Here is a 20,310-nt window from a genome sequence, read left to right on the forward strand (position 1 = left end):
CGGCTTCGCTCGGGTTAAACGATGGATTGGATCATCCCAGCACACTCTGCCACACCGCCTCGCCGTCGTCGCAATGGTCGCCGCGCCAGGCCACGTGCGTGTCGGGGCGGACGAGGACGAGCTTGGCCTCGTAGATCGGGGCCAGCGAGGCGTCGTCGACGATGACGGTCTCGAGCGGCACAGGCGCGGCGTCGATCAGCGGCGATGGATCGGCATCGCCGAAGCGCAGCAAGGTGAACCACGGACCCAGCCGGTCGTAGAGCGCGGAGCCGTCGCGCAGGAAGGTGCTGGGCAGGCGCGCACCGGGGGCGGTGGTCGGCGCATAGATGACCGGATCGCCCTCGACGCCGTCGTAGCGGTAGCCGAACTCGATGCCCCAGCTCTCGTTCTCGGCGTTGCCCAGGGCCGCGATGCCGCGCGCCAGCGCCTCGGGGTTACATTCGTTCTGGTAGAGCTCGGCGATCCTGAGGCGCACCCCGGTATGGCGCTCGGAGGCCAGCCGATTGCGGTAGCCGACCGGCCGCCGCTCGCGCGCGTAGCTCTCGAGCAGGCCCCTGCCCGCATAACCCTTGATCGTCGCGGCGAGCTTCCAGCCGAGATCGACCGCATCGCCGATGCCGGTGTTCATGCCGTAGCCGCCGGTCGGGATGTATTGGTGCGCCGAGTCGCCCGCGAGGAACACGCGGCCGCTGTGGTAGCGCTCTGCCAGCAGCAGATGCGTGACCCAGGGATTGGCGACGAGGATCTGTCGCGCGAAGGGCCGGCCGACCCAGGCGTCGAGGATCGGGTCGGGGTCGATCGCCGCCGGATCGACTCCGGCCGGCGGCCGCGTCTGCAGGGTCCAGGTGTCCTTGTCGTCCTGCGCGATCAAGGTGCCCTTATCGGTCTGGTAGTGCCAGGCGACGCCGAAGGCCTGCAGTATATCCCGCGCGTCGGAGCGGAAATGGATCATGTAGCGCTGCGTGACCGCTGCCTTGCCCTCGCAGGCAATGCCGAGCTGGTCGCGCACGATCGAGGAGCCGCCGTCGCAGCCGGCGAGGAAATCGCAACGCACGGTCTCGGTCTCGCCGGTCTCGACGATGCGCAGCGTGGCCGTTACGCCCGCTTCGTCCTGGGTGAACGCCTCGAACGCCACGCCCCAGCGCGCCTCGACCAGCGGATCGCCGAGAATGGCCTGCTGCAGCACCGGCTCGATCATCACCTGGCTGACCCTCATGGCGGGCTCGCGCGGTTGGGTCCCGTCGTTCCGGGCGCGGATCTCGGCGCGCTTCTCGACGACCGAGGGATAGCGAAAGCGATGCAGCTCGCGGCCCCCTGCCTCCTTGGCGAGCGACGTGATCCAGGAGATATCGAAATTGTTCTCCTCGGGCACCGCCGCCGCGCGCAGCCTGTCGGCCAGGCCAAGCCGCCGAAACAGCTCCATCGAGCGGCCGTTGGTGATGTCCATCTTGGGATGTCGCGTGGTCGAGGCATTGCGCTCGACCAGCATGCAGCGGACGCCGAGCGCGGCCAGCGTGCGGGCCAGGGTCATGCCGACCGGACCGCCTCCCGCGATCAGGACCGGAACGTGCCTCACGGCATCAGAGCGTAGACGCATATGCTGCCCCAGATCAGGATGCAGGCGATCAACGGCCAGTCGGTCAACAGCACGTCGGTCGGCGTCTCGCCGCCCTCGCGTGCCTCGACCACATACCAGTAGCGGAACATGCCGAAGAGCACCAAGGGGATCGTGCCGGCGAGCTTGGGGTTCGTCGACATCACGAACAGGCTGTAGAAAAGCAGCGCGCCCATCGCCGACATCTCGGCGTAGCGGTCGACGAGGGTGATGGAGTATTCGTTCAGCACCCTGCGTCCGCCGGATCCGGCGCTGGCGAGTTCCGTCCGCCGCTTGATCGAAGCCAGGAAGAGCGCGAGGCAAAGCGTGGTGATGGCCATCCAGCTCGACAAGGGCACGCCGAGAGCGGCCGAGCCACCCCACACCCGGATCACGAAGCCGCCGGCGACCGAGAAGATGTCGATGACCGGCTTGTCCTTCAGCAGATAGCTGTAGGCGAGGTTGAGCGCGATGTAGCCCAGGATCGGCAGCGTCACCGCCGGCAAGATGAAGAAGCCGACGATCAGGGCGACATAGAGCACCACCAGCAGCAGGAGGGCCGCGCGCATCGAGACATGCCGCGCGGCCAGCGGCCGGCTCCAGCTCTTGACCGGATGGGCGCGGTCGCGCTCGATATCGCGGATGTCGTTCACGATGTAGCAGGCTGCGGACGCGACGCAGAACAGCCCGAAGGCGAACAGGGCGTTCTGGATCGCGCTCAGGTCCGAATAGGCACGGGCAAAGATCAGGGGCGCGAGCACGAAACTGTTCTTGATCCACTGCTTCGGCCGCGTCAGCCGCAGCAATGAATACGCCGGATTCGGAATTGACCCGCTCCCCTTCCCCAATTGTCTTATAGTACCAGATACATGCGGCCAGTGTCGTCCTGGGGTCGTCTGGGAGCCCCGCCTCACGATATCGTCGAGTTGACTGACCGCGACAGAGTGGCGGCGTCGCTCGCGTGCAGGCCCGGTATCGCCTACGGGCTGGGCCGCAGCTACGGCGATGTCTGCCTCAACCCCGGCGGGGTGCTGTGGTGTACGGCAGGCCTCGACCGCCTGATCTCCTTCGATGATACCACCGGCCGGCTGGTGTGCGAGGCGGGCGTCGTGCTGCGCGACATCCAGAAGCTCATGATCCCGCGCGGCTGGAGCCTGCCGGTCGTGCCGGGCACGCAGTTCGTCACCGTGGGCGGCGCGATCGCCAACGACGTGCACGGCAAGAACCACCATGTCGTCGGCAGCTTCGGCGAGCATGTCCGTCGCTTGCGGTTGGTGCGCTGCGACGGAGAGAGCGTGGCATGCGGCCCGGACATTCGACCCGACCTGTTCGCCGCCACGGTTGCGGGCCTCGGCCTCACCGGCCTCATCGTCGAGGTCGAGCTGCAGCTGCGCGCCAGCACGGGGCCCTGGCTCGAGGCCGAGACGGTATCCTTCGGCGGACTCGCCGACTTCTTTGCTCTCTCGGACGAGTCGGAGGCGGGCTGGGAACACACCGTGTCGTGGATCGACTGCACCTCGGGCAGCGACCCGCGCGGCCTTTTCATGCGCGCCCGGCCGGCAGTGGGACGCACCGGCAAGCCGTGGCTCGAGCGCTCGCGGCGGGTGCCCTTCACGCCGCCGCTGTCGATGGTCAACCGGTTGTCGCTGAGGCCCTTCAATGCGCTCTACTACGCGCTCGGGCGCCGGCGCGCCGGCGTGCAGGTCGTGCACTACGAGCCCTTCCTCTATCCGCTCGACTCGGTGCTCGAGTGGAATCGCCTCTACGGGCCGATGGGCTTCTTCCAGTACCAGAGCGTGGTGCCGCGCGCGGCCGGGCTCGACGCAACGCGCGACATGCTCGACGCGATCGCCCGCTCGGGCGAAGGCTCGTTCCTTGCCGTGCTCAAGACCTTCGGCGAGCGGCCGCCGGCCGGGCTGCTGAGCTTTCCGCGCGAAGGCGTGACCCTCGCGCTCGACTTCCGCCACAGCCGCGTCCTGCCGCAGCTCTTCACCCGGCTCGACGACATCGTGCGCGCGGCGGGCGGACGGCTCTATCCGGCCAAGGACGCGCGCATGCCGCGGGCGCTCTATGAGGCCACCTATCCCAACCTGCCCGCCTTCGCGGTGCATCGCGATCCCGGCATGAGCTCGGGCATGTCACGCCGCCTGATGGGACGCTGAAGAGGATACCATGAAGATCGTCGTCATCGGAGCGACATCCGGCATCGCCGAGCATTGCTGCCGCCAATGGGCCACGGAGGATGCCGCCGACTTCGTGCTCATGGCGCGCAATACGGCCAAGATGGAAAAGATCGCCGCCGATCTCAAGGTCCGCGGCGCACGCTCGATCTCGTTCGCCACGCCCGAGTTCTTCGATCCGGCGGCGATCAAGGCTTTCGCCGACGCGACCGTCGCCGCAGGCGAGGTCGACCTGGTGCTGATCGCCCATGGCTGGATGTCAAGCCAGCAGAGCTGCCAGGAGGACCTTGCCGTCTGCCGCGAGTCGCTGGAGGTGAACGCGGTATCGCCGGTGCTGTTTGCCGAGGCGTTCGCCGCGCATTTCGCCAGGGCCAACCGGGGTACGATCGCGATCATCGGCTCGGTGGCGGGCGACCGCGGCCGCAAGGCCAACTACACCTACGCCGCCTCCAAGGGCCTGCTCGGGCGCTATGCCGAGGGCATGCAGCACCGCTTCGCCGGCAGCGGCGTGAAGATCGTGCTGATCAAGCCCGGCCCGACCGACACGCCAATGGCCGCGGCCCACAAGGCCCGGGGCAGGAAGCTGGCCCCCGTCGCCCAAGTCGCGCGCGAGACGGTGAACGGCATCCGCCGCGGCCGGCCGATGGTCTACACGCCGCAGATCTGGTGGCCGATCATGCTGATCGTGCGCCACGTCCCGCGCTTCGTGTTCAACCGGCTATCGATTTGAGGCGCGCTCCCAGCAAAGTTACGCGCTCTTCGCCAGTGCTTCCTTCTCGGCCATCTTGGCCTTGAGCTGCTCGGGTGTGAGGCGGACGATGTGCTCGTTCTGGTGGCTGTAGATGTCGTACTTCTGGACGTCGAGATCCTCGAGCACGATCTCGCGCGCCAGGACCTTCTTCTTCCATTCGCCGTGTTCGGCTTCGGCGGCGTGGAATTCAGGCATGACTTCAGCGGCGAACAGCTCGAGCGAGTCGCAGATGTCCTGGTGGCTGGTCTTGCCTGCCTGGTTGAGCAGGATCACCTGGTCGACCCGGCTCGCCTGGAACTGCCGCAGCTTGCGCCGGATCGTTTCGGGCGAGCCGATCAGCCCCGACTCGAGCGCCTTCTTCTCCTCGGGCCCGCCCTTCCAGCTCTGGTACTCCTTCCAGAGATCGGACGTGCCGGGCGCATCGACGCCCTTTCGCCCGTAGTACGACAGCGCGAAGATGAAGAAGGTCCAGCCGGCCGCCTTGGCCTCGGCTTCCTCGTCGGTGGCGGCGCACATGAAGCCGGAGACCATCGCGACGTTGGGGTTGCTCGGATAATCGGTGAGTTTCTGCGCGTTGTTCAGCAGGTTGTTGTAATACTTGTGCACCCAGGCGCGTGCCGCTTCCGGCGTCACGAAGGTGAAGCCGAGCGCGCCCATGCCCCATTCGCCGGCCTTGCCGATGGTCGCGATATTGGAGCAGGCGACCCACAGCGGCGGATGCGGCTTCTGGTACGGCTTGGGAATGACGTTGCGCGCCTCGAAGTCGTAGTACTGCCCGTGGAACTCCCAGCTTTCCCTGGTGAACATCGGGATGATGGCCTTGACCGCCTCCTCCCAGCGCTCGCGCTTGTCGCGCACGCGGATGTTGAAGGGGTGCAGCTCGGCCGGCCCCGCCGCCTCGCCCATGCCGAGATCGACCCGACCGCCCGACAGCAGGTCGAGCGTCGCCACCTTCTCGGCGACCCGATGCGGCTGGTTGGTGGTGAGCTGGATCACGCCGTGGCCGAGCCGGATGCGCTTGGTGCGCTGGCTCGCGGCACCCAGGAACACTTCCGGCGCCGAGGAATGCGAATATTCCTCGAGGAAATGGTGCTCGACTTCCCACGCGTAATCGTAGCCGAGCTTGTCGGCGAGCTCGATCTGGGTCAGCGAGTCCTGCAGCAGCTGGTACTCGCTGGTCGGACCCCAGGGACGCGGAAGCTGATGCTCGTAGAAGATTCCGAACTTCATGGCTCGCCCCTATGATCTTCCTCGGCAAAAGGCAGTGATGCGCTCGATCACCTTGGGGATCAGCGCCTTCGGGAAATCGTGACCCCAGCCGGGCCAGGTCTCGATCTCCGCACCGGGCACCAGGCGGGCGACGTCGCGGCCGCCCTCGACCGGCAGAAGCGGATCGTCTTCGCCGTGCATCACCAGGGTCGGCACCTTGATCGTTTTCAGGAGCTCGACCCGATCTCCCGAGGCGATCACCGACAGATACTGGCGCGCGGCGCCCTCCGGCCACCAGCGGCGGTCGACATTCTTCTCGACAAAGGCCCGCATCTCGTCGTCGGGCGTGGGATATCCCGGGCTGCCAATGGTTTGGCGCAGCTTCATGCCGTGCCTGACGAGCTGCTCGCGCGCCGGCCCCTCGGGCTGCGCCGACAGCATCGCCAATGCCTCCGGCTTGCCCACCGGCAGACCGGGACGGCCGCTGGTCGAGTAGATCGAGACCATCGAGCGCGTGCGCTCGGGATATTGCGCGGCGACGATCTGCACGATCATCCCGCCCATGGAGGCGCCGACCATGTGCGCGCGCTCGATACCGAGGGCATCGAGCAGGCCAATTGCGTCGGCGGCCATGTCCTTCAGGAGATACGGCGCGTCGACCTTCTCGCCCTTCATGACCTTCTGCACTGCCGCCGGGAGGTTGGGCACGCCCCACGAATCGAAGCCGGTCGACAGGCCGGTGTCGCGGTTGTCGAAGCGGATAACGTAGAAGCCCCGGTCCGCCAGGCCCTGGAACAGCGTGTCCGGCCAGATGGTGAGCTGGGCACCGAGCCCCATGACCAGCAGCAAGGCCGGATCGGTTTTGTTGCCGGCGGTCTCGTACTCGATCTCGATGCCGTTCGCCTTGACCTTCGCCACGCTGCCTCCGTCCTTCGGTTCATCGCCGCGAGCGCGCTGCAAGGGCTTCCGCCAGCCAGCTCACCGCGCCGGCGGCTGCCGCCACGGCCGCCTCCTTCGAGCCATAGGCGGCGCCGGAATGGTATGCAACCGCCGTCCACAGGCCGGCATCCTCGACATCCCGGCGAAATGCCTCGAAGCCGAAGCTCCCGTCGGGCCGCCGGAACAGGTCGACGCACCGATCGTGCTCGGCGTTCTCGACGCTCTCCAGGACGCGCCAAGACTTGTCGATGCGCGTAGACATGTCCGACACCGTAGCGGCCATCGTGCGCGATAGACCAGCGGATACTACCCGCGCTCCCAGCAAGACCATGACAGCTCTCAGTAACGCCGCCGCTGCGCCGCCCACCACAGCACCAGCGGCTTCTGCCACGGCGTCCAGCGGCGATCGAGGAGGCGTGCCGGCAGCAGGATCGGCAGCGCGCGTGCATCGATGCCGGCGCGATGGCTGCGCGCCTCGGCGAGCAGCGCCTCGCGCTCCGGCCCCTCGCCCATCAGCCACGCCGCCCCGACTGCGCGCGCGGCGTCGCGCGTCGGCCCGTGCGTCACGCCCAGCACGGCAAGCTGGAGGTCGGCCAGGGCGTGGCCTGCGTGCACGACGTCCAACGCGCCGTCGATTTCTTCTGCACGGGCATCGATCAGATCGCCGAAGCCTTCCTCCGGTAGCCGGTGACGGCGCACTATTTCGCTGAGCGATTCAACGATTGGCTGAGCGCGCGGCTTGCTGTCACCTGCTGCCTCGGCCACTGCCTCGCGCCACCATTCGAGTCGGATGCGCGCCAGCATCGGCTCGCGCGTGACGCTTCCAGTACGGGAGAGCTCGTGATCGAACGCCAGGAGAGCCAGAAGCCCGCGGCGCTGCGGCTCAGGAGCGAACAGCGCTGCCAGGAAACGGTCACGATCGGCCGCACGGACTTCATCGAGCACATAAGCGTGCGCTGCATCGGGCGCGCTGTAGGAACTGGTCATGGTGAAATTCAGGGTTGCCTGCGACCGTTGAACGCAGGAAGCATGTATATTACAATAAGTTGGTGGGATTTTTCCTACCGTCAACAAGATAAGGGGATTCACTCATGGGTGCGATCTTCACATCACCTGGTCGGACGGTAGGCGTCGGCATTGTCCTGCTCATCATCATCGTTGTCGTCATCGGCGCGGTGACCGGCCAGATGACCCGGATCGACCATGCTTGGGGCACGTTCGTCATGCGCTGGCTCCATGTCATGAGCGGGGTCCTGTGGGTCGGCCTGCTCTGGTATCTGAACTTCGTGCAGGTGCCGACGATGCCCAGCATCCCGGTCGAGAACCGCGTGGCGATCAGCAAGTACATCGCCCCCAACGTGCTTTTCTATTTCCGCTGGGGCGCCGTGGCCACGGTCGTCACCGGGCTGCTGCTGGCCTTCATGCAGGGCTATCTCGCGCAGGCCCTGACGTTCCAGAAGGGATTCATCATGATCGGTACGGGCATGTGGATGGCCCTTATCATGGCCTTCAACGTGTGGTTCATCATCTGGCCGGCCCAGCAGAAGATCCTGGGTCTCGTCGACGCGACGGCCGAGCAGAAGGCTGCCGCCGCCAAGCCCGCGCTCTACGCCAGCCGCTTCAACACCATGTTCTCGATCGGCATGCTGTATTGCATGGTGGCCCAACAGAACGCGCCGATCTGACGACGATCGCCGTTCCCGTTTTTCACTGTACTCGCGCCAGGCCGCAACGACTGCGTCGGCGTAGGTCTGCTCGGGCCGCTGCGGGCGCTCGGCAATGCTCCGCCGAAGTCGGCCGCCCGGCGGAAAAGCGCGCGATCGTCGCTCATGGGCGGCGCGCCAGGGCGAGTCCGACGCCCGCCCCCACCAGGAGGCCGCCGGTGATCCGGTTGCGCAACCGGGTGTGCGCGACCAGCAGCGCTCGCAATCGTCCGGCGAGGATTGCCCATACGCTGTCGCAGACGATCGCCACGACGAGGAACGTGAAGGCCAGCAGCAGGAGCTGGTCGGCGGCGGTCGGGCCCGGCGTAATGAACTGCGGGAAGAAGGCGCCGTAGAATAGGAGCGTCTTGGGATTGGTCAGTCCGACCAGGAAGCCGCGCGCGAAGATGAGTTGCGCCGAGCGGGCCTGCGCCGTGGTCCGCGCGAGATCGGTGACGGGCGCGCGCCAGGCCAAGATGCCGAGATAGATCAGATAGGCGACGCCCGCCCAGCGCAGCCAGTCGAAGCTCGCCGCCAGGATGCCCAGCACCGCAGTCGCTCCCACGACGGTCAGCGCCAGATGGACGATCACCGCGCAGCTCGTCGCCGCGACGGTCAGCAGGCCGAAGCGCGTGCCGTGCGCCACGCTGTTCGCCACGATCAGCGCCACGTTCGGGCCCGGGATCACCATCAGGATGACGGTGGCGGCGATGAAGGCGAGATAGAGTTCGAGCGGCATCGTGCCGCCAGCATAGCGTCACTGTGCGAGGTGGACGAACACCCTGTGGGCGAGCGCCAGCGGGAGAGCGCAATCGCGCGCCGCACAGAACGAACAGCAGCCCGCGGCTCACCTTCGCAAAGACCAGTACGGAAATGAGCCGTCGGCTCAGAGAGGAATGAGCGCGGCCGCGACCCGGCGTCCCTCGGCAAGCAGGACGTTGTAGATGCGGCAGGCCGAGCCGGTATCGACCACTTCGAGCGCCAGGCCGGCAGCCTTCAGCTCGGCACGCAGCGCCGGCGGGACGAAGATGGCCCGGGTGCCGCAGCCCAGCACCAGTAGTTCGGTCGGAACCGGCGCGTCCTTCAAGGCCGCAAGACTCGCGAGCGAGAGGTCCTCGGGGCGTGTCACCGTCCACGGCCTCGTTACGGTCGGCATCACCAGCACCGGTTCGCGCCATTCGCGGTCGCTGATCAGGAAACGGCCGGGGCCGTAGGTGCGGATGACCTGGACCTGCGCCGGGTCGGGCGCCGGCAGGGTCTTGTCGAGCGGTCCGGGAACCGGCGGCTTCACGCCTTCGCCGGTGCAGCCTCGTCCTTGTCCTTCTCGCGAAGCTGGTCGGGCCGGAGCTTGAGATAGACCAGCATGCCAGAGGCGACCCAGATCGAGGAGTAGGTGCCGACGATGATGCCCCACAGCATGGCGACCGAGAAGCTGTAGAGGACGGGGCCGCCGAACAGGACCAGGGCCGCCACCGCCACGAAGACGGTACCGGACGTCATGATGGTGCGGGCGAGCGTCTCGTTGACGCTGAGGTTCAGAAGCTCGATCAGGCCCATCTTCTTGTAGCGGCGCATGTTCTCGCGCACGCGGTCGAAAATCACGACGGTGTCATTGATCGAGTAGCCGGCGATGGTGAGCAACGCCGCCAGCGCAGTCAGACTGAAATCGAGCCGCAGCAGCACGAAGAGGCCGAGCGTCGATATGACGTCGTGCAGCAGCGCGACCAGGGCGCCGACGCCGAACTGCCATTCGAAGCGGACCCAGACGTAGAGGCAGATCGCCCCCAGGGTGGCGAGCACGGCGTAGATGCCGTGCTGCATCAGCTCCGCGCCGATCTTGGGACCGACCGATTCGGTGCCGCGCAGCTCGTACTTGCCGCCGATCGTGTCCTCGACGAGCTTGATCGCGACCTGCTGGCACCATTCGGCGCGCTGTTCCTGACTCATCTCGATCTTGGCGGTGTTGGTGTTGGCGCGCGGCAGCTGGCGTTCCTGGATCGTGAGGCCAACCCGGCTCACCGCATCGCGCCAGCCGGCCGCATCGAGCGCACCCGGTGACGTGAACTCGACGTCTCCGCCGGACGGCGGCCCGACTGGCTTTACGCCCCAGCCGTCGCCGGCGCGCGTCTTCATCACCCGGTCGGCATGCGCCACGCAGGCGGCATTGCCTTCCTGGCGCTGCACGCGGATCAGCGCGGTACGGCTGTCGCCGAATTCCTGCAGCGTTACCTCACCGACACCGAGATTGCCCACCGTGGCGCGCAACTCGTCGAGCTGGGTCGGACCTTCCTTGGCGCGGACCTGGATGGCGATGCCGCCCTCGAAATCGATGCCGAAATTGAGGCCGAATACGGTCACGCCGACCACTGCCAGGACGTTGATCGCCGTCGACAGGACGAGCGCCAGCCGGCGCTTGCCCAGAAAGTCGAAATTCGTCTTCGCACGAATGAGGTGATGAGGCCTCCACAGCATGGCGTCGCCTCAGATCGGAAGTTCGGTCGGCCGCCGCCAGCGCACCCAGGCTGCGAGCAGCATGCGGGTGAAGATGGTCGCGGTGAACAGATGGGTGAGCAGGCCGAGCGTCAGCGTCGTGGCGAAGCCCCGGATCGGGCCCGATCCGAAGCCGAACAGGACGACGCCGGCAATCAGCGCCGTCAGGTTGGAATCGATGACCGCCGTCAGCGCGCGGCCGTAGCCTTCGGCGAGCGCGCTGAACGGCGAGCGTCCGTTGGCCTTCTCCTCGCGCACGCGCTCGTAGATCAGCACGTTGGAATCGACCGACATGCCGACAGTCAGCACCAGGCCGGCGATGCCGGGCAGGGTGAGCGAGGCACCGAGGATCGACATGCCGGCAAAGACCAGCAGCATGTTCACCATCATGGCGATCGAGGCGAAGCCGCCGAACAGCGGGCCGTAGACTGCCAGCATCAAGATCACGACCAGGACCGTGCCGACCAGCGCCGCGACCGTGCCGGCACGGATCGCGTCGGCGCCGAGGTCTGCGCCGACCGTGCGCTCCTCGATGATGGTCAGCGTGGCCGGCAGGGCGCCCGAGCGCAGCAACAGCGCCTGCTCCTGCGTCTGCTGGGTGGTGAACTGGCCGGTGATGATGCCGCTGCCGCCGCAGATCGCGCTCTGCACGACCGGTGCGCTGATGATCTCGCCGTCGAGCTGGATCGCCAGGCGCTTGCCGATGTTCTGCCGGGTGGCATTGCAGAAGGCCCGGCCACCGGCGCTGTTGAAGGTGAAGGAGATGATCGGCCGGCCGCCCTGCTGGCTCTCGAAGGTTGACTTGGCGTCGTCAAGATCTTCGCCGCCGACGACGATGCGCTTGAAGACGGGCAGGCACTGCGGCTGGTAGCGTCGGCAGACCTGCTCGGGCGTCAGCCGTGGGTTGGCGGACTGGATGGCTTCGTAGGCGGTGGGGTTGGAGGCCCGCAGCGCCTGCATGCCCTCGCGCGTGGGCACCAGGAAGGTGGTCGGCGGCAGGTTGGCCGGGATATTCTGCCCGGTCTGCGCAACGTCCTCGTTTACCAGATGGAATGTCAGTTTGGCTGTCTGGTTGATCTTGCGCTTGAGGTCGGTCGTGTCCTTGATGCCCGGCACCTGCAGCTCGATGCGGTCGTCACCTTGGCGCACGATGGTCGGCTCGATGGTGCCGGTCTCGTCGACGCGGCGACGCAGGATCTCGATCGACTGCTCGATCACTTCCTTTTTCTTGCGGGTCAGGTCCTGGTCGGAAAAGGCAAGGCGGATCGTGTCGCCCTGACCCGACACCGCGAGCGAGGGGTCGAGGGTCCGGATCGCCTCGAGCGCCTTGGCACGCTGGGCTTCTTCGCGCAGCACCACGGTCACCGAGGCGCCGCTCTGCATGGTGACGTCCTTGAACCCGACCTGCTGCTTGCGCAGTTCGCCGCGCACCGAGTCGGACAGATTGGTCAGGCGCTCGTTCAGCACCCCGCGCAGGTCGGCTTCCAGCAGGAAATAAGCGCCGCCGCGCAGGTCGAGGCCGAGATTGATGCGGTTCTGGGCGTACCAGCCCGGAAGCTTGTCGAGCAGCCCGCCAGGCAACGCATTGGGCAGGGCGAAGAGCCCCGCCAGTGCCGTGACCACGACGATCGCAATGACCTGCCAGCGCGGAAGATTAAGCATGATGAAATCTGGCGGCCCTTACCTACTTCTTGCCGCCGCCGAAGAGGCTGCCGAGCAGGCTCTTGCGCTCCGGTGCTGGAGCTGGGGGCGGCAGCATCGGCTTGTCGTCCTCGTCGGAATCCTTGGCGCCGCGCACCGACTCGCCACGGGTGAGGATGTCGGTGATGGTCGCCTTGATGATGCGCACCCGCACGCCGTCTGCGAGTTCGACCTGCAACTCGTTGTCGCCGATCACCTTGGTGACCAGGCCGATGATGCCGCCGCCGGTGACGACCCTGTCGCCGCGCTTCACGCCGGCCAACATCTCGCGCTGCGCCCTGACCTTGGCCTGCTGCGGACGGATCAGGAGAAAATAGAAGACGATGAAGATCAGGACCAGCGGGAAGAGCTGGACGAGGAAATCCGAGCCGCCGCCGCCGGCGCCTTGCGCCCAAGCTTCCGTGATGAACATCCCCTGCTCCGATTCTTCCGGCCGTCGAAAAGCGGGCGGACTATAGCGGCCCTTCACCGCTTTGCAACGCAAGTGCGGGGCGATATGGTCGCCCCCCTTTTTCGGCCTCAAATGGCCCCCGGATGACGATGGATCAAGACCTTAAAGCCACCCTTTCACGCATCGTGGAAGCGCTCGACCGGTTGGCGCCGCCCGCTCCCGCCGGCGCCGACATCACCGCAGCCGAGGCCTATATCTGGCACGCGGCCGGCCATCGGCTGGAGGCGGTGCCCAAGGTCAACCGGGTCGACCTCGATCTGCTGCAGGGCATCGACCGGCAGAAGCAGACCCTGCTCGAGAACACCCGCCGCTTCGCCAGAGGGCTTCCGGCCAACAACGCGCTGCTGTGGGGCTCGCGCGGCGCCGGCAAGAGCTCGATCGTGAAAGCCGTCCATGCCCATGTGAACCGCGAGCTGGGCGGCCCGCCGGGACCGCTCGCATTGATCGAGATCCACCGCGAGGACATCCCCTCCCTGCCCGCCCTGCTTGGCCGCATCCGCGAGACCGACCGGCGCTTCGTCGTGTTCTGCGACGACCTCTCGTTCGACGGCCAGGACGCCGCCTACAAGTCGCTGAAGGCGGTGCTCGAGGGCGGGATCGAGGGCCGGCCGGAGAACGTCGTGTTCTACGCGACCTCCAACCGGCGCCACCTGATGCCGCGCGACATGATCGAGAACGAGCGCTCGACCGCGATCAATCCGTCCGAGGCGGTGGAAGAGAAAGTCTCGCTGTCCGACCGCTTCGGCCTGTGGCTCGGCTTCCACAATGCCGACCAGGATACATTCTTCGCCATGATCGAGGCCTACGCCGAGCGCTACAAGCTCGGCGTGCCGGCCGAAGAACTGCGCAAGCAGGCGGTTGAATGGTCGGTGACGCGCGGCTCGCGGTCCGGCCGCGTCGCCTGGCAGTTCATCCAGGAAGTTGCCGGCAACTTGGGCAAGAAGCTGGAGTAGCGACATGAGCGATCCCGACGATGTGATGTTCTCGCCGTCGGTGAAAGCGGAGCAGACGCGCCTGGGATCGCGCGCGATGTTCGAGGATCGCGAATGGAAGACGGAGATCACCGACGATCTCCGCCAGTTTGTCGGGATCGTCGACACTTTCTTCTTCGCGACCGCCAGCGCCGACGGCCGGCCCTATGTCCAGCATCGCGGCGGCCCGCCGGGCTTCCTGAAGACGGTCGGGACCCACACACTGGCGTTCGCGGACTTTGCCGGCAACCGGCAGTACATTACGCTTGGTCACCTTAAGGAGAACGACCGCGCCCACATGTACATCCCGCATTTCGCCACCCAGCAGCGGGTCAAGCTGTGGGGACGCGCGCGGGTGGTCGAGAACGACATCGAACTGATGGAGCGGCTGGTCGACCCGACCTACAAGGCGCGGCCGCAGCGCGCCATCGTCTTCAAGCTCGAAGCCTGGGACATCAACTGTCCCCAGCACATCGTGCCGCGCTACACCGAGGCCGAGATCGCCCCGGGCATGAACAATCTCATCGCCCGCATCAAGGAGCTCGAGGACGAAGTCGCGCGGCTGAAGGCTGGCGGGTAGATTCTTATCGCTGGGAGCGCGGCTCTCCAGAGCCGATCATGGGATGTGGCAAACCGAAGAAAGAGCGGCTCTGGAGAGCCGCGCTCCCAGCGAAGACTCAGGGCTTACCGAAGGTCGCGATGCGGTCGACGTTGCAGATGAACAGGACGCGCTTCTCGTCGATCGCGGGATCGCGCAGGCCGTAGGGCGGCGGATTGCCGGTGTACTTCGTCCAGATCTTGTCGAGCTGCCGCGTCACCCGCTCGCCGCCGGGATCGGCTTCCCGTTCCTCGCGCTCCACCGAGCATTTGAGCTGGACCCAGTGATAGGCGTTGTCGGGATTGACGATCAGGATCGTGAACTTGGGATTCCTGCGGATCCAGTCGCATTTGGGCCGGTGCGAGGCGGTGTTGACCAGCACCTTGTCGCCCTCGTAGTCGAACCACATCGGCGTCAGGCCGACACTCCCGTCCGGCCCGATCAAGCCGAGCGTGACGGTGATCGGCCGGTCGAGCAGCGCCTTGTAGATCGGATCGAGATCCGACAGCCCCTTGATCCTGACCCTGTCGCCGATGGCGAACTGGCCTTCCTGCAGGCCGCTGGCGACGTCGCGGAATTTCGCGACAGTGATGCCCTGTGCCATGTCACCTCCCGAACGCGTTGTTTATGGGTGTCGACTATACCCCGCGCAGGGAGCGAAAGAAGGCCCGCACGTCGCCAATGAACAGCTCGGGCTGCTCGAAGGCCGCGAAGTGGCCGCCTTTGGTCATCTCGCTCCAATGGCGGATGTCGGTGTAGCTGCCCTCCATCCACCGGCGCACGGGTGCGACGATCTCCTTGGGAAAGACCGCGACGCCGGTCGGGATGGCGACGGTGTGCAGCTTGCGCCGCTCCGGGCCGAAGCTCTCCCAGTACAGGCGCGCCGACGAGGCCGCGGTGGCGGTCACCCAATATAGCATCACGTTGTCGAGCAGCTCGTCGCGCGTGAGGATGTTCTCGGGATGGCCATCGCAGTCCGTCCATGCCCAGAACTTCTCCAGGATCCAGGCAGCCTGCCCGGCCGGCGAGTCCGTGAGGCCGTACCCTACGGTCTGCGGCCGGGTCGATTGCTGCTTGGAATAGCCCGAATCCCAGTCGGCGTAATACTTGATCCCCTTGAGTGCCCGCGCCTCCTCCGGCGTCGGCTCGCCGCCGACCGCCGGCCGCACGCCCATGGCGAGCGTTATGTGGATTCCGGCGCAGTGCGCAGGGTCCTGCGCGCCCAGAGACGTCGTCACTGCGGACCCCCAATCGCCGCCCTGCGCGCCGTAGCGCGCGTAGCCGAGGCGAGCCATGAGCGTGGCCCAAGCCGCGGCGATGCGATCGACACCCCAACCCGTGGTCGTCGGTTTCGCCGAGAAGCCGAAGCCCGGCAACGACGGGCAGACAACGTGGAACGCATCGGCGGCATCGCCGCCGTACGCCGTCGGATTGGTCAGCGGCTCGATCACCTTGTGGAACTCGACGATCGAACCCGGCCAGCCGTGGGTGACGATCATCGGCATCGCCTCCGGATGAGGCGAGCGCACGTGCAGGAAATGAATGTCGAGCCCGTCGATCTCGGTCCTGAATTGCGCGAAGCGGTTGAGCAGGGCTTCGCGCCGCCGCCAGTCATAGTCCGCTGCCCAGTAGCGGCAGACCTCCTCGATCCACTTCAGCGGCACGCCCTGGCTCCAGTCATCCACCGGCTCGGCCTCGGGCCAGCGCGTGTTGCGCAATCGCGATGTCAGATCGTCGAGCACATCATCGTCGACGGAAATGCGAAACGGAGTGATCGCGCTGGCCATATAACCTCCTGTTGGGCGGCTTCAACTTTTCCGTTGGGGGCGCGGCACTCCAGTGACGCGCCATCATTGGCACACCGATTGCACGCCGTATGGGTGGGAAATGCTGCCAGGGAACTCGCCGCCATGTCGAATGATCTCACGACTTTCTCGCGTCGTCGCCTGCTGGTCGGCACGGCCGCTGCCGCCGCGCTCGGCGGGTTTCCGGCGATCGTGCGCGCGCAGGCCAAGGAGATCGTGGTCGGCGGCGCGGCCGGCTTCGCTCCGTGGATGAACGGCACCGTCGCCCAGGCATTCGAGGCCAAATACAAGACCAAGATCGTCTACGAGGGATCGCGCTCGCTGGTGAACCTCGAGAAGATGCAGAAGAACAAGGACAAGCAGTATCTCTCCGTCGTCATGATGGACGATCCGGTGATGATCCTCGCCGTGAAGGAAGGCCTCCTCGAGGCGCTGACGCCCGCAACGGTGCCCAACCTCGCCAAGCTGCGGCCGGGGACCGTGCACATGGACGGCATGTGGGCCAATTACCTGCAGCCGTGGCAGGGCATTGCCTACAACACCAAGGCGCTGGCCGGCGGCTTCCCGGCCTGGGCCGACATGTACGATCCGAAGTTCAAGGGCCGGCTGGTGATCCCCTCGCTGCAAAACACGGAGGGCCTCGCCAATCTCGTGATGGCCGCCGCGATCGAGACCGGCAAGCCGATCGACCAGGCGCAGTTCGAGATCGAGGCCGGCTTCAAGAAGATCAAGACTCTGAAGCCTAACATCCTCACCATCTACACCCAGATCCCTCAGGCGATGAACCTCCTCGAGCAGGGCGAAGCGTGGGCGATCCCCAGCCAGTTCTCCTCGGTCGTGATCCCGCGCGAGAAGGAAGCGCCGATCAAGATGAGCGCCCCCAAGGAAGGCATCTTCGTCGGCCCGGCCGGCGTGTGCCTGGTCAAGGGCGGCCCGAACAAGGAGATGGCGCTGGCGCTGATCGACATGCTGTTGTCCGCCGAGCTGCAGGACAAGCTGCAGCCGGAGACCTACGCCTTCCCGTCCAACACCGCCGCCAAGCCGCCGGTCGGGCTGGCCGCCGACGTCAAGGTCCACAACCTCGACTGGGCCTTCGTCGCCAAGGAACGAGGCGAATGGGTCAAGCGCTGGGACCGCGACATGGCGATGTGACGTGCCGGAAAGTCGCGTCGTTTCAGGGCCTGTGAGCGCTTCGGCCTTTCTCGACGTCGCCGGTGCGGAGAAGTCGTTCGGCGCGGCGACTGTACTCGGTGGTGTCGATCTCGGCGTCGCGCAGGGCGAGTTCGTGTCGCTGCTCGGGCCGTCGGGCTGCGGCAAGACCACCCTGCTGCGCATCGTTGCAGGCCTGCTTGGCGTCGATCGCGGAACGGTCAAGCTCGACGGCAAGGACATCACCGCCCTGCCGCCGCACCGGCGCGATGTCGGCGTGGTCTTCCAGAACTACGCACTTTTTCCCCACCTCACCGTCGCGGAGAACGTGGCGTTCGGGCTCAAGGCCCACCGGCGCGGCACCACCGAGGTCAAGGAGGCGGTGAAGCGCTTCCTCGAGCTCGTCCATCTCTCCGATTTCGCCGACCGCTCGGTCCGCGCTCTGTCCGGCGGCCAGCAGCAGCGGGTCGCCGTCGCCCGCGCGCTGGCGGTGCGGCCCAAGCTGCTGCTGCTCGACGAGCCCTTCTCCGCCCTCGACCGCAAGCTGCGCGAGGCGATGCAGATCGATCTGCGCCGGCTGCTGCGCGAGCTGGGCACGACCTCGGTGTTCGTGACCCACGACCAGGACGAGGCGCTGACGATGTCGGACCGTATCGCCGTCATGAATCGCGGCGCGATTGAGCAGCTGGACACGCCGGAAGCGATCTATCGCCGGCCCGCGACGGCCTTCGCGCTGGAGTTCGTCGGCCTCTCTTCGCGCCTTGCAGGCACTGCGGTCGGCACCGAGAACGGCTTGGTCACGGTCGATACCGCCTTCGGCCGGCTCGTGGCGCCGGGAAACTTCACCAAGGGCGCGCCTGTCCTGCTGGCGGTGCGGCCCGAACGCATCAAGGTCGACGCGCCGGGCGACTTCGCCCTCACCGCGCGCCTGCGCGATGCTGTCTTCCAGGGGTCGAAGGTCCAGCTCCATTTCGAGACGCCCAAGGGCGACCAGCTCATGGCCGAGACGGCGGACCTCGCCCACGGCCTACCCACCCCGGGTACCGAGATGAGGCTTGGCTGGGCCGTCGCCGACACACTTCTCTATCCCGCGCCGTGAAGCCGGCCGCCGCCCCTTCGCCGTGGCGCGATCCGGTCGTCCTGCTGGCGGTTCCCGCGCTGCTCTATCTGGTGCTGCTCTACGCGCTGCCGCTGCTCTGGCTGCTGGCCAAGAGCTTCGCCGGACCGGACGGCGTCACGCTCCGGCCCTACATCGACTTCTTCGCCGATCCCTTCAACTGGCGCGTGGTGTGGAACACGCTCGGCATCGCGCTGTGGGTGACGCTGGTCTGCCTCGTCATTGGCTATCCCGCCGCCTTCGCGCTCGCCCGTGCGGGTGCCGCGCTGCAGATCGCGATGCTGGTCGCCATCATCCTGCCGCTGTCGGTCGGCGTCGTGGTCAAGTCCTTCGCCTGGCAGATCGTGCTGCGGCGCGACGGCGTGATCTCGCAATTCTTCGTCGGCATCGGCATCTGGGACGAACCGCAGCGCCTTCTGTTCACCGAGACGGGCCTGGTGCTGGGCGCCGCCAACATCTTCCTGCCGTTCATGATCCTGCCGATCTATTCCGTCGTGAAGCTGATCGATCCGCGCCTGCTCGAGGCCGGCGCGACCCTGGGCGCCGCGCCGCTCTACCGTTTCGTGAAGATCATGCTGCCGCTCACCCTGCCCGGCGTGGTCTCAGGGATAGCCTTCGTCTTCTCGATGAGCGTGTCGATGTACGTCATCCCCTCGCTGCTGATCGGCGACCGCTTCCAGACGCTCTCGACCCTGACCGGCCGGTCGTTCCTGTTCATGCGCAACGAGCAGCTCGGCTCGACCACGGCGGTGATCCTGCTGGCGCTCGCCGTCGGCGTCGTGGTCGGGTCGAGCTGGATCGCCCGGCGGCTGGGCAGCAGCGCATGACGCCGCCCTCATGACCCCGCCCTCATGACCCCGATAGAGCACGCCGCACGTGCGATCATGTGGATCGCCGCCCTCTTCACGGTGGTGTTCCTGATGACGCCGCTCGTCGTGACGGTGGCGGTGTCGTTCGGCTCGTCGAGCGTCTTCACCCTGCCGCCGCCCGACTGGTCGACGCGCTGGTACGAGCGGCTGGCCAACACGCGCGGCCTGTGGCCCTCGCTGCTGACCTCGCTGCAGGTCGCGGCCTTCTCGACCGCCGTCGCAATGGTGCTTGGCACGCTCTGCGCCATCGCCCTGGTGCGCGGCCGCTTCCCCGGCCGCGAGGCGATCGCCACCTTCCTGATCTCGCCCTTGATGCTGCCCGGCCTCGTGGTCGGCATCGCCATGCTGCAGGGCTTCAAGGCGGCCGGCCTGCGCGAGGCCTATTCCAGCCTGCTGATCGCGCACGTGATCATCACCCTGCCCTACATCGTGCGCACCGTGCTCGCCGCGTTGTCGCTGTTCGACTTCTCGCTGATCGACGCCGCCCGCACGCTCGGCTGCTCCTATCCGATGGCAATCACACGCGTGCTGGTCCCGGCGCTCGGCCCGGCCTTCCTGACCTCGGGCATGTTCGCGTTCCTCGCCTCGATGGACAATTATCCGATCTCGATTTTCTTTACCGATGCCTGGACCAAGACCCTCCCGATCCAGATGCTGCAATTCGTCGAGGAGAATCCCGACCCGACGATCGCCGCCATCTCGACCGGACTGGTCCTCCTCGCCATCCTGGCGCTCATCGCCGGCGACCGTCTGGTCGGCCTGCGCAAACTTGCGGATTTCTAA

Annotated in this window: 22 protein-coding genes; 9 read left to right on the forward strand and 13 right to left on the reverse strand. The window is 66.6% G+C overall.

Annotated elements, in window-relative coordinates; all coding sequences use genetic code 11:
• Positions 1 to 31 precede the first annotated feature (31 nt).
• Positions 32 to 1,597, reverse strand: coding sequence for an FAD-dependent monooxygenase (locus ACQY8M_RS34335; protein ID WP_428666012.1), 1,566 nt, complete (start codon positions 1,595 to 1,597; stop codon positions 32 to 34).
• Positions 1,573 to 2,400 carry a decaprenyl-phosphate phosphoribosyltransferase gene (locus tag ACQY8M_RS34340; RefSeq protein WP_428666015.1) on the reverse strand — a complete coding sequence of 276 codons (828 nt, stop codon included), beginning with the start codon at positions 2,398 to 2,400 and terminating at the stop codon, positions 1,573 to 1,575. The genes ACQY8M_RS34335 and ACQY8M_RS34340 overlap by 25 nt, the downstream gene beginning before the upstream one ends.
• Positions 2,401 to 2,520: 120 nt before the next feature.
• On the opposite strand from ACQY8M_RS34340, the gene ACQY8M_RS34345 reads away from it, so the two are divergent.
• Together ACQY8M_RS34345 and ACQY8M_RS34350 are read left to right on the forward strand one after the other, a co-directional pair.
• Positions 2,521 to 3,756: an FAD-binding oxidoreductase gene (locus tag ACQY8M_RS34345; RefSeq protein WP_428666018.1), complete on the forward strand. Its 1,236-nt coding sequence runs from the start codon at positions 2,521 to 2,523 to the stop codon at positions 3,754 to 3,756.
• 10 nt (positions 3,757 to 3,766) lie between these two features.
• Positions 3,767 to 4,504: an SDR family NAD(P)-dependent oxidoreductase gene (locus tag ACQY8M_RS34350; protein ID WP_428666021.1), complete on the forward strand. Its 738-nt coding sequence runs from the start codon at positions 3,767 to 3,769 to the stop codon at positions 4,502 to 4,504.
• Between the two features lie 18 nt (positions 4,505 to 4,522).
• On the opposite strand, the gene ACQY8M_RS34355 is transcribed toward ACQY8M_RS34350, so the two are convergent.
• The 4 genes from ACQY8M_RS34355 to ACQY8M_RS34370 form a co-directional block, all read right to left on the reverse strand.
• Positions 4,523 to 5,755 (reverse strand): LLM class flavin-dependent oxidoreductase, encoded by a 1,233-nt coding sequence (locus ACQY8M_RS34355; protein ID WP_428666023.1) that lies wholly within the window; start codon positions 5,753 to 5,755, stop codon positions 4,523 to 4,525.
• Positions 5,756 to 5,764: 9 nt separating this feature from the next.
• Positions 5,765 to 6,652: an alpha/beta fold hydrolase gene (locus ACQY8M_RS34360; RefSeq protein ID WP_428666025.1), complete on the reverse strand. Its 888-nt coding sequence runs from the start codon at positions 6,650 to 6,652 to the stop codon at positions 5,765 to 5,767.
• 19 nt (positions 6,653 to 6,671) lie between these two features.
• Positions 6,672 to 6,935, reverse strand: coding sequence for a hypothetical protein (locus ACQY8M_RS34365; protein ID WP_428666028.1), 264 nt, complete (start codon positions 6,933 to 6,935; stop codon positions 6,672 to 6,674).
• A gap of 77 nt (positions 6,936 to 7,012) precedes the next feature.
• Positions 7,013 to 7,660: a squalene/phytoene synthase family protein gene (locus tag ACQY8M_RS34370; protein WP_428666030.1), complete on the reverse strand. Its 648-nt coding sequence runs from the start codon at positions 7,658 to 7,660 to the stop codon at positions 7,013 to 7,015.
• Positions 7,661 to 7,764: 104 nt separating this feature from the next.
• On the opposite strand from ACQY8M_RS34370, the gene ACQY8M_RS34375 reads away from it, so the two are divergent.
• Entirely contained in the window at positions 7,765 to 8,358 is a 594-nt protein-coding gene (locus ACQY8M_RS34375) for a urate hydroxylase PuuD (protein ID WP_428666033.1), read from the forward strand.
• Between the two features lie 142 nt (positions 8,359 to 8,500).
• Here ACQY8M_RS34375 and ACQY8M_RS34380 read toward each other — a convergent pair whose 3' ends face one another.
• The 5 genes from ACQY8M_RS34380 to yajC form a co-directional block, all read right to left on the reverse strand.
• Entirely contained in the window at positions 8,501 to 9,115 is a 615-nt protein-coding gene (locus ACQY8M_RS34380; protein ID WP_428666036.1) for a LysE family translocator, read from the reverse strand.
• Between the two features lie 147 nt (positions 9,116 to 9,262).
• On the reverse strand, positions 9,263 to 9,667 hold the full coding sequence (locus tag ACQY8M_RS34385) for an Mth938-like domain-containing protein (protein WP_428666038.1): 405 nt from the start codon (positions 9,665 to 9,667) through the stop codon (positions 9,263 to 9,265).
• A complete protein-coding gene (gene secF, locus ACQY8M_RS34390; protein WP_428666041.1) occupies positions 9,664 to 10,848 on the reverse strand; it encodes a protein translocase subunit SecF in 1,185 nt (394 codons plus the stop codon). The genes ACQY8M_RS34385 and secF overlap by 4 nt, the downstream gene beginning before the upstream one ends.
• A gap of 9 nt (positions 10,849 to 10,857) precedes the next feature.
• Complete coding sequence (gene secD / locus ACQY8M_RS34395) at positions 10,858 to 12,528, reverse strand: protein translocase subunit SecD (RefSeq protein ID WP_428666044.1); 1,671 nt, start codon at positions 12,526 to 12,528, stop codon at positions 10,858 to 10,860.
• 22 nt (positions 12,529 to 12,550) lie between these two features.
• Positions 12,551 to 12,979 carry a preprotein translocase subunit YajC gene (gene yajC, locus ACQY8M_RS34400; RefSeq protein WP_428666047.1) on the reverse strand — a complete coding sequence of 143 codons (429 nt, stop codon included), beginning with the start codon at positions 12,977 to 12,979 and terminating at the stop codon, positions 12,551 to 12,553.
• Positions 12,980 to 13,101: 122 nt separating this feature from the next.
• On the opposite strand from yajC, the gene ACQY8M_RS34405 reads away from it, so the two are divergent.
• Together ACQY8M_RS34405 and ACQY8M_RS34410 are read left to right on the forward strand one after the other, a co-directional pair.
• The gene (locus ACQY8M_RS34405; RefSeq protein WP_428666050.1) at positions 13,102 to 13,971 is read left to right on the forward strand and encodes an ATP-binding protein; all 870 of its coding nucleotides are present in this window, start codon (positions 13,102 to 13,104) and stop codon (positions 13,969 to 13,971) included.
• 4 nt (positions 13,972 to 13,975) lie between these two features.
• Positions 13,976 to 14,569: a pyridoxamine 5'-phosphate oxidase family protein gene (locus tag ACQY8M_RS34410; protein WP_428666052.1), complete on the forward strand. Its 594-nt coding sequence runs from the start codon at positions 13,976 to 13,978 to the stop codon at positions 14,567 to 14,569.
• Positions 14,570 to 14,666: 97 nt separating this feature from the next.
• Here ACQY8M_RS34410 and ACQY8M_RS34415 read toward each other — a convergent pair whose 3' ends face one another.
• Together ACQY8M_RS34415 and ACQY8M_RS34420 are read right to left on the reverse strand one after the other, a co-directional pair.
• Complete coding sequence (locus ACQY8M_RS34415; RefSeq protein WP_428666055.1) at positions 14,667 to 15,191, reverse strand: pyridoxamine 5'-phosphate oxidase family protein; 525 nt, start codon at positions 15,189 to 15,191, stop codon at positions 14,667 to 14,669.
• A 34-nt stretch (positions 15,192 to 15,225) separates the two neighbouring features.
• Positions 15,226 to 16,374, reverse strand: a complete 1,149-nt coding sequence (locus ACQY8M_RS34420; protein ID WP_428666058.1) for an epoxide hydrolase family protein — start codon at positions 16,372 to 16,374, stop codon at positions 15,226 to 15,228.
• A 123-nt stretch (positions 16,375 to 16,497) separates the two neighbouring features.
• Between ACQY8M_RS34420 and ACQY8M_RS34425 the strand changes: the two genes are divergently transcribed.
• Genes ACQY8M_RS34425 through ACQY8M_RS34440 form a run of 4 tightly spaced genes read left to right on the forward strand, consistent with a single transcriptional unit; the run spans position 16,498 to position 20,310 of the window.
• Positions 16,498 to 17,544 (forward strand): extracellular solute-binding protein, encoded by a 1,047-nt coding sequence (locus ACQY8M_RS34425; RefSeq protein ID WP_428666060.1) that lies wholly within the window; start codon positions 16,498 to 16,500, stop codon positions 17,542 to 17,544.
• Between the two features lie 31 nt (positions 17,545 to 17,575).
• Positions 17,576 to 18,640: an ABC transporter ATP-binding protein gene (locus ACQY8M_RS34430; RefSeq protein WP_428666062.1), complete on the forward strand. Its 1,065-nt coding sequence runs from the start codon at positions 17,576 to 17,578 to the stop codon at positions 18,638 to 18,640.
• Entirely contained in the window at positions 18,637 to 19,485 is an 849-nt protein-coding gene (locus ACQY8M_RS34435; protein ID WP_428666065.1) for an ABC transporter permease, read from the forward strand. The genes ACQY8M_RS34430 and ACQY8M_RS34435 overlap by 4 nt, the downstream gene beginning before the upstream one ends.
• A 24-nt stretch (positions 19,486 to 19,509) precedes the next feature.
• Positions 19,510 to 20,310 carry an ABC transporter permease gene (locus ACQY8M_RS34440; RefSeq protein WP_428666068.1) on the forward strand — a complete coding sequence of 267 codons (801 nt, stop codon included), beginning with the start codon at positions 19,510 to 19,512 and terminating at the stop codon, positions 20,308 to 20,310.

Source organism: Reyranella sp. (genome assembly GCF_965279465.1).
Lineage (GTDB): Bacteria > Pseudomonadota > Alphaproteobacteria > Reyranellales > Reyranellaceae > Reyranella.

Coding starts and splice junctions, on each gene's coding strand:
- ACQY8M_RS34335 (WP_428666012.1), bottom strand. CDS start 1,597: ATGCGTCTACGCTCTGATGCCGTGAGGCACGTTCCGGTCCTGATCGCG.
- ACQY8M_RS34350 (WP_428666021.1), top strand. CDS start 3,767: ATGAAGATCGTCGTCATCGGAGCGACATCCGGCATCGCCGAGCATTGC.
- ACQY8M_RS34355 (WP_428666023.1), bottom strand. CDS start 5,755: ATGAAGTTCGGAATCTTCTACGAGCATCAGCTTCCGCGTCCCTGGGGT.
- ACQY8M_RS34365 (WP_428666028.1), bottom strand. CDS start 6,935: ATGTCTACGCGCATCGACAAGTCTTGGCGCGTCCTGGAGAGCGTCGAG.
- ACQY8M_RS34370 (WP_428666030.1), bottom strand. CDS start 7,660: ATGACCAGTTCCTACAGCGCGCCCGATGCAGCGCACGCTTATGTGCTC.
- ACQY8M_RS34375 (WP_428666033.1), top strand. CDS start 7,765: ATGGGTGCGATCTTCACATCACCTGGTCGGACGGTAGGCGTCGGCATT.
- ACQY8M_RS34380 (WP_428666036.1), bottom strand. CDS start 9,115: ATGCCGCTCGAACTCTATCTCGCCTTCATCGCCGCCACCGTCATCCTG.
- secF (WP_428666041.1), bottom strand. CDS start 10,848: ATGCTGTGGAGGCCTCATCACCTCATTCGTGCGAAGACGAATTTCGAC.
- secD (WP_428666044.1), bottom strand. CDS start 12,528: ATGCTTAATCTTCCGCGCTGGCAGGTCATTGCGATCGTCGTGGTCACG.
- yajC (WP_428666047.1), bottom strand. CDS start 12,979: ATGTTCATCACGGAAGCTTGGGCGCAAGGCGCCGGCGGCGGCGGCTCG.
- ACQY8M_RS34405 (WP_428666050.1), top strand. CDS start 13,102: ATGACGATGGATCAAGACCTTAAAGCCACCCTTTCACGCATCGTGGAA.
- ACQY8M_RS34410 (WP_428666052.1), top strand. CDS start 13,976: ATGAGCGATCCCGACGATGTGATGTTCTCGCCGTCGGTGAAAGCGGAG.
- ACQY8M_RS34415 (WP_428666055.1), bottom strand. CDS start 15,191: ATGGCACAGGGCATCACTGTCGCGAAATTCCGCGACGTCGCCAGCGGC.
- ACQY8M_RS34420 (WP_428666058.1), bottom strand. CDS start 16,374: ATGGCCAGCGCGATCACTCCGTTTCGCATTTCCGTCGACGATGATGTG.
- ACQY8M_RS34425 (WP_428666060.1), top strand. CDS start 16,498: ATGTCGAATGATCTCACGACTTTCTCGCGTCGTCGCCTGCTGGTCGGC.
- ACQY8M_RS34440 (WP_428666068.1), top strand. CDS start 19,510: ATGACCCCGATAGAGCACGCCGCACGTGCGATCATGTGGATCGCCGCC.